The organism is Candidatus Aegiribacteria sp. (genome assembly GCA_021108435.1).
Lineage (GTDB): Bacteria > Fermentibacterota > Fermentibacteria > Fermentibacterales > JCC-6 > Aegiribacteria.
In genome coordinates this window covers 1-6,567 of record JAIOQY010000038.1, presented here as the reverse complement: position 1 = coordinate 6,567, position 6,567 = coordinate 1, and the positions used below count along the sequence as shown (strand labels likewise).

Annotated in this window: 5 protein-coding genes and 1 tRNA gene; all 6 read left to right on the top strand. The window is 45.5% G+C overall.

Annotated features, from left to right (window positions below; all coding sequences use genetic code 11):
* The coding region (gene lepA / locus K8R76_02490; protein MCD4847041.1) for a translation elongation factor 4 at nucleotides 1–1,683 on the top strand (1,683 nt) is incomplete at its 5' end.
* A gap of 39 nt (nucleotides 1,684–1,722) precedes the next feature.
* Nucleotides 1,723–2,502, top strand: a complete 780-nt coding sequence (locus K8R76_02485; protein ID MCD4847040.1) for a Mut7-C ubiquitin/RNAse domain-containing protein — start codon at nucleotides 1,723–1,725, stop codon at nucleotides 2,500–2,502.
* Between the two features lies 1 nt (nucleotide 2,503).
* The gene (hemW, locus tag K8R76_02480; protein ID MCD4847039.1) at nucleotides 2,504–3,628 is read left to right on the top strand and encodes a radical SAM family heme chaperone HemW; all 1,125 of its coding nucleotides are present in this window, start codon (nucleotides 2,504–2,506) and stop codon (nucleotides 3,626–3,628) included.
* 46 nt (nucleotides 3,629–3,674) lie between these two features.
* Nucleotides 3,675–3,751: transfer RNA gene (locus K8R76_02475), tRNA-Arg, on the top strand.
* A gap of 76 nt (nucleotides 3,752–3,827) precedes the next feature.
* Nucleotides 3,828–4,856, top strand: coding sequence for a zinc-dependent alcohol dehydrogenase family protein (locus K8R76_02470; GenBank protein ID MCD4847038.1), 1,029 nt, complete (start codon nucleotides 3,828–3,830; stop codon nucleotides 4,854–4,856).
* 166 nt (nucleotides 4,857–5,022) lie between these two features.
* The gene (locus K8R76_02465; GenBank protein MCD4847037.1) at nucleotides 5,023–6,555 is read left to right on the top strand and encodes a cobalamin-dependent protein; all 1,533 of its coding nucleotides are present in this window, start codon (nucleotides 5,023–5,025) and stop codon (nucleotides 6,553–6,555) included.
* Nucleotides 6,556–6,567: the final 12 nt, after the last annotated feature.

The following is a 6,567-nucleotide window of genomic DNA, read 5'->3' as shown; positions in this document are numbered from 1 at the left end:
GATCTCATGCTCGATACGATGGATATCGAGAGGGAGCGTGGTATTACGATCAAGAGTACCGCTGTAACGATGGCCTATTCTTCTGAGGCTGGAGTGGAGTATGAACTCAACCTGATTGATACCCCCGGACATGTTGATTTTACATATGAGGTTTCCAGAGCCCTGGCATCCTGTGAGGGCGCGCTGCTGGTTATCGATGCTGCTCAGGGAGTCGAGGCTCAGACTGTTGCCAATCTTTACAAGGCTATGGATCAGAACCTCACGATAATCCCGGTTATAAATAAGATAGATCTGCTTTCCGCAAATGTTCTTGAAGTAATGGGGGAAATTGAAGGAGAGCTTGGCCTTGATGTTGACGACATCATCTGTATTTCCGCGAAAACAGGTGAGGGAATTGAAGAACTTCTCGAAGCAATTGTTGAAAAGATTCCAGAACCTAAAGGCAATTCAGATACTCTGCTTAGGGCAAGAGTTTTTGACAGTGTTTATGACCCGTACAGAGGTGTGATAGTCTACGTAAGAGTAGAGGATGGTGTAATCAGCAAGAGTGATGAGGTTCTGCTGATGGCTACCGGGAAGAATCATATCGTAGAAGAAGTTGGTCATTTTGGAATCAGGAGAGAACCCTGCCCCAGCCTGACCGCAGGAGAAGTGGGTTATCTGATCGCAGGCATAAAGACAGTAGAAAATGTCCGCTCGGGTGATACTGTAACCTTGAACCAGAATCCTGCGGATGAACCGCTCCATGGATTTGAAGAGGTTAAGCCTGTTGTTTTCTCATCCATTTTTCCGGTTTCATCCGAGGATTACGAAGATCTGTCCTCCGCGTTGGAGCGTCTAAAACTGAACGATGCTTCTCTCATATATGAAAAAGTTTCTTCTCCCGGACTTGGTTTTGGTTTCAGATGTGGTTTTCTGGGACTTCTTCATCTGGAAGTGGTGCAGGAAAGACTTGAGAGGGAATTCGGGCTTTCTCTGGTTTTGACAGCACCTACCGTACTCTACCGAATCACTCTTAGTAACGGGGAAACAGTAAATGTGGACAATCCCAACCTCTATCCTGATCCCGCAACAATAGATTTCGCAGAGGAACCGATCATTGGAGCATCCATTATCATGCCTGACCGATACATTGGTCCTGTAACCCAGCTAATTCTGGACAGGCGTGGGGAGAACTACTCGAATACCTACGTTGGCAAGAATCGGGTGGAGATCAAAGCAGACCTCCCACTGGGGGAAGTTGTGTACGACTTTTACGATAAACTCAAGTCCGTGACCCAGGGGTACGGATCCTTCGATTACGAACCGGCTGGGTACAGGCGCAGTGACCTTGTAAAGGTTGACATACTTGTTAACCATGAAAAGGTCGATGCTCTATCAATGCTTGTACACCGTAACAGGGCTCGCCCATGGGCGGTCAACGCATGCAAGAATCTGAGGGAAGAGATACCGCGACAGCAGTTCAAGATACCCATACAGGGCGCAATAGGTGGACAGATTATTTCAAGGGAGACTATAACAGCTTTGAGAAAAGACGTTACTGCCAAATGCTACGGCGGGGATATTACACGTAAACGCAAACTTCTTGAAAAGCAGAAAGCCGGCAAAAAACGGATGAAAATGGTCGGCAGTGTCGCGATTCCACAGAAAGCTTTCCTCGCTGTTCTCCGCCGGGAGGACTAGATCTGTTCGGGTTTCGAAGTGAAGGGCACTGGAGAAAAGATGAACGACCCTGAGAGCAAGCAAGGATTCGTTACCGTCCGGGTCTATGCCGAGCTGAATAACTTTCTTCCGAAAAAATGGCGACAGAAAGAATTCATCTACCCGCTGAACGGTGGGTTTTCTTTGAAACACCTCATTGAATCAGCAGGAATCCCGCATACCGAGATTGAGATAATCCTTCTTAACGGCAAATCAGTTGATTTCAATTGCACAGTTAGCCCTGGTGACAGAATCAGTGTTTATCCCGTATTCGAGAGTCTTGATATCACACCGCTTGTGAAACTCCGACCGGAACCTCTCCGGAAAACACGATTCGTTCTCGATGTGCATCTTGGAAAACTTGCTCTGATCCTCCGGCTCCTTGGATTCGATGCCTGGTTTCCCGGAAACATTCCCGATGAAGATCTCGCAGATATTTCTGCCAAGGAAAACAGAATCCTCCTTACCAGGGACACGATGCTTTTGAAAAGAAGTATCGTAACGCATGGATGTTATCTTCACAGCCAGGATCCTGAGGAACAGGCTCGTGAGATCCTTGAAAGACTGGATCTGAGGGAGAACATCAAACCATTCACAAGGTGTCCTGATTGTGGGGCATTTCTTGAAACTGTTGATAAAAAGGAAATCATAAATCGGCTGGAACCGCTGACAAAGAAATACTACAATGAGTTCAAAAAGTGCTGTGAATGCGATAAGATATACTGGAAGGGTAGTCATTTCGAACCATTGAAAAAACTTCTTAAACGGCTCGGAGTTGATCATACAGAGGATGAGAATTAATATGAATTCCACTGGTCTCTACATCCATGTTCCATTCTGCGTAAGGAAGTGTTCTTACTGTTCATTTTACTCCATCGAGCGTGATGAGGTTCTCATGACCAGGTTCCGTTCCGCGCTCTATGCCGAAATGGAGCGGAAAACCCGGGGAGTCAATATTGGAACGGTATATGCCGGTGGAGGTACACCGACTATTCTACCCCCCGAGTTCTGGAACCGTTTTCTCAGTACTCTCGATGAGATTGCCAACACATCAGATGTTCTTGAAATGACAATTGAAACAAATCCAGGAGCGGTATTACCTGGTGTTCTCGCAGAATACAGAAAAGCTGGTTTCAACAGACTGAGTATAGGGATACAGTCCTTCGATTCCAGCGAACTTAAAACACTGGGAAGAATTCACAGCCCGGATCAGGCAATTCTAACTTTCAATCAGGCTCGTGATGCAGGATTTCAGAATATTGGAATAGATCTCATGTACGGGGTTCCCAGGCAGACTCCGGATAACTGGCACAGTAACCTTAAGAAGGCTATTGAATTATCGCCCGAGCACATCTCCTGCTACGAACTGTCGATAGAGAATGATACGCCGATTGCTGGTTTAGTCAATAAAGGGGAATTATCGAAGCCGAAAGAGGAACATTGCAGGGAAATGTACTTCCTGGCGGATGAATACCTGAAAGAAGCCGGATACATACATTATGAAGTATCAAATTATGCGAGAGGTGATGAGAGCATATCCAGGCATAACAGTTCGTACTGGAACAGGATCCCGTACATCGGCCTTGGGCCATCAGCTCACAGCTTCGATGGAAAAAGAACCAGAAGCTGGAATGTATGCGAGATTGATGAATATCTCAACCTGATTGAGCATGATAGATCCCCTGTTGAGAAAACCGAAGAACTTGATTTACAGGAGATAGGCCTTGAGATGTTGATGCTCGGTCTTCGCTGGAAAGCTGGAATAGATATAGAGAAGATCAAAGTAGTAACTGGTTTACAGGTAAACGAACAATATCTCGACTGTATGATCAGATCGGGAAAGGTACAGGTTTCAGATTCACGAATTCTCCCGACAATAGAGGGCATGCTCTTTGCCGATGGTGACGCCGCGAATCTTATTCTTTAGAATTTTGACTATTATGTATCAAAATTACATAATTACGTTCTCCGGTGCCCCCGTAGCTCAGCAGGATAGAGCGGCGGTTTCCTAAACCGTAGGCCACAGGTTCGAATCCTGTCGGGGGCACCAAGAGTGCCACCCACCAATAAAACGACATGGGATTAAATAGTGCCGTCACTATTTAATTTTGGAAAGGTAACAGCAGATGAAGGCAATGATACTTAACAGAGTCTGTGATTTGAGCGGGAATCAGGAACCTCTTGATCTTGTCGATATTGCTGTTCCCGGAATCTCTGATGATGAAATCCTACTTTCAGTAACTGCCTGCGGAGTCTGTCATACCGAACTGGATGAGATAGAGGGAAGGACGCCTCCTCCACGGTTTCCTGTGGTTCCAGGGCATCAGGTAGTTGGCAGGATAATCGAGGTGGGAGATAATGTTACGAGTCATTCAACTGGTGACAGAGTGGGTGTCGGCTGGATCTACACATCGTGTGGGACATGTGAATACTGTCTGAATGGATTAGAAAACCTGTGCCCCGAGTTCATGGCAACCGGAAGAGATGCTGATGGCGGGTATGCTGAGTACATGAAAGTGCCTGCTGCTTCGGCATACTTAATTCCTCAGGTTTTCACTGATATTGAGGCTGCACCGCTGCTCTGCGCGGGTGCGATTGGCTACAGATCCCTTAACCTGGCAGAACTGAAGAATGGTCAGCGACTGGGATTGACAGGCTTCGGCGGATCAGGACACCTTGTTCTTAAGATGGTTCAACACAGGTTTCCGGATTCGGATGTTTATGTATTCGCAAGGAATTCATCTGAGCGAAATTTCGCACTCGAATTGGGTTCGGTCTGGGTCGGTGATACAACTGATCAATCTCCTGAGAAACTCCACAGCATCATTGATACTACTCCTGTATGGAAGCCGGTTGTGGAAGCGCTTGGAAATCTTGTTCCAGGAGGGAGGCTAGTAATCAATGCAATTCGCAAGGAGGAGATTGACAAAAAATATCTTCTGAAACTCGATTACATCGAGCATCTCTGGATGGAAAAAGAAATAAGGAGTGTTGCGAACGTCTGCAGGAGGGACATCAGTGAGTTTCTTCAGCTTGCTGCTGAAATGAGGATTAAACCGGAGGTTCAGGAATTCGAACTTGAGGATGCGAACAGAGCGCTTATCGATTTGAAAACACAGCGAATACGTGGGTCAAAAGTTCTTTCAATTCGTTAAACAAAGTGCCGGTCTATTTTTTCTACAGGTACATTCCCGGTTGAAACATCAGAATCACAGATGAACGCGGAGAACTGTTGACTTATCAATTTTCAATTGGTTATCATTTCTCCTGCTATGCTAAATGTAACACTTTTATATTGAAGCGAATTATGAAAAGGGTTCTATGAGAATATTGCTGATCTCTCCCTATCTGGATATTACGTCACTGAGTACACGGCAGCTTTCATCCTATCTCAAGGCCGGAGGACATTCCGTCAAGCAGGTCTTCCTCCCGGACCTGGAAAGCATGATTGAAAACGGTGTCGATTTTGTAGAATGCTACCCTAACGAGGTTATTGAACAAGTTGCAGAACTTGCTGATGGATTCAATCTTCTGGGCATGTCTCTCATGACCAACTACTTTATCAAGATAACACATCTCACCAGGGGAATAAAGGAAAGAATTGATATTCCCGTTGTATGGGGAGGAATACACCCTACGGTAGCTCCAGAAGAATGCCTTGATATCGCTGATTACGTCTGTGTTGGTGAAGGAGAAGCAGCTCTGCAGGAACTTGCGGACAGTCTTCAGAATGGAATCAGACCTGCCCATGTTAAAAATATCTGGTTCAGGGATGAACAGGGAGAATGCCGCAATCCGGTGAGGGAGCCCATATCCGATCTTGATGAAATTCCTTTTCCGGACTACGATATTGAAGATCAGTATGTTCTTGTGGGTAAAAAAGTACTACCCCTGAGTGAGGACATTCTGAAAGAAATGGTCCGAGGTCGTATACATTTTACTGAGCCGCATCACTTGATATACGAAACAATGTGGACTCGTGGTTGTCCTCATCATTGCACCTACTGTATCAATAATTATTACAGGGTACTGTACAGTGGATTCAAGGTTGTGCGAAGAAGAAGCGTGGATAATCTGATTGAAGAACTCAAATCAATTCGCGAAAGATTTCCCTGGTTCAATAGAATCAACTTCATGGATGATGATTTCGCAAGCGCCAGCAATGAGCAGCTCATGCACTTCCGTGATAGATATAAGAAGGAGATCAACTGTCCTTTCTATGCTCTTCTGAGCGTCCTTTCTTCCCGCGAAGAAAAAATGTCGTTGCTTTTCGACGCTGGTCTCAGAAGGACTCAGGTCGGCATTCAATCACTATCCCCATTCACAAACAGTATGTACAGGAGAGAATTTTTCAACAGAGAAAAACTGTTAAACCTTGCCAGTACAGTGAACAGGGTCTTTCCTCCGGAATTCTGTCCAACCTACGATGTTATACTCGAGAACCCATGGGAAAGCCTGGATGACAGACTCCTGACTCTCAGGGGTGTTCTCGAACTTCCAAGGCCATTTATCCTTCAGCTGTATACCCTTACGTTTTACCCGGGTACAGAGCTTTTCCACAGGGCTGTTAATGACGGAATTATATCGGGAATGGATGCATCCTATCTCAAGGAAAATCATGACAAAGATTTCAATTATCTGAATATCCTCTTTATCATGGTGAATAAGAGGATTCCGAACTGTATAATCAGGTTCCTGTCATGGAAACCGATCCCCGCCATTATGGAATCAATACCCACAAGATGGTTTCTGTCTCTTTTCAATCCTCTATACAGAATCCTGAAAAAGAAAGGTGTCTGCAGGGCTCAGAGGAAGAGATTCGGCTGGTTCATTTCAGAGTATTCAGATAGATAAGTACAGGGTTAA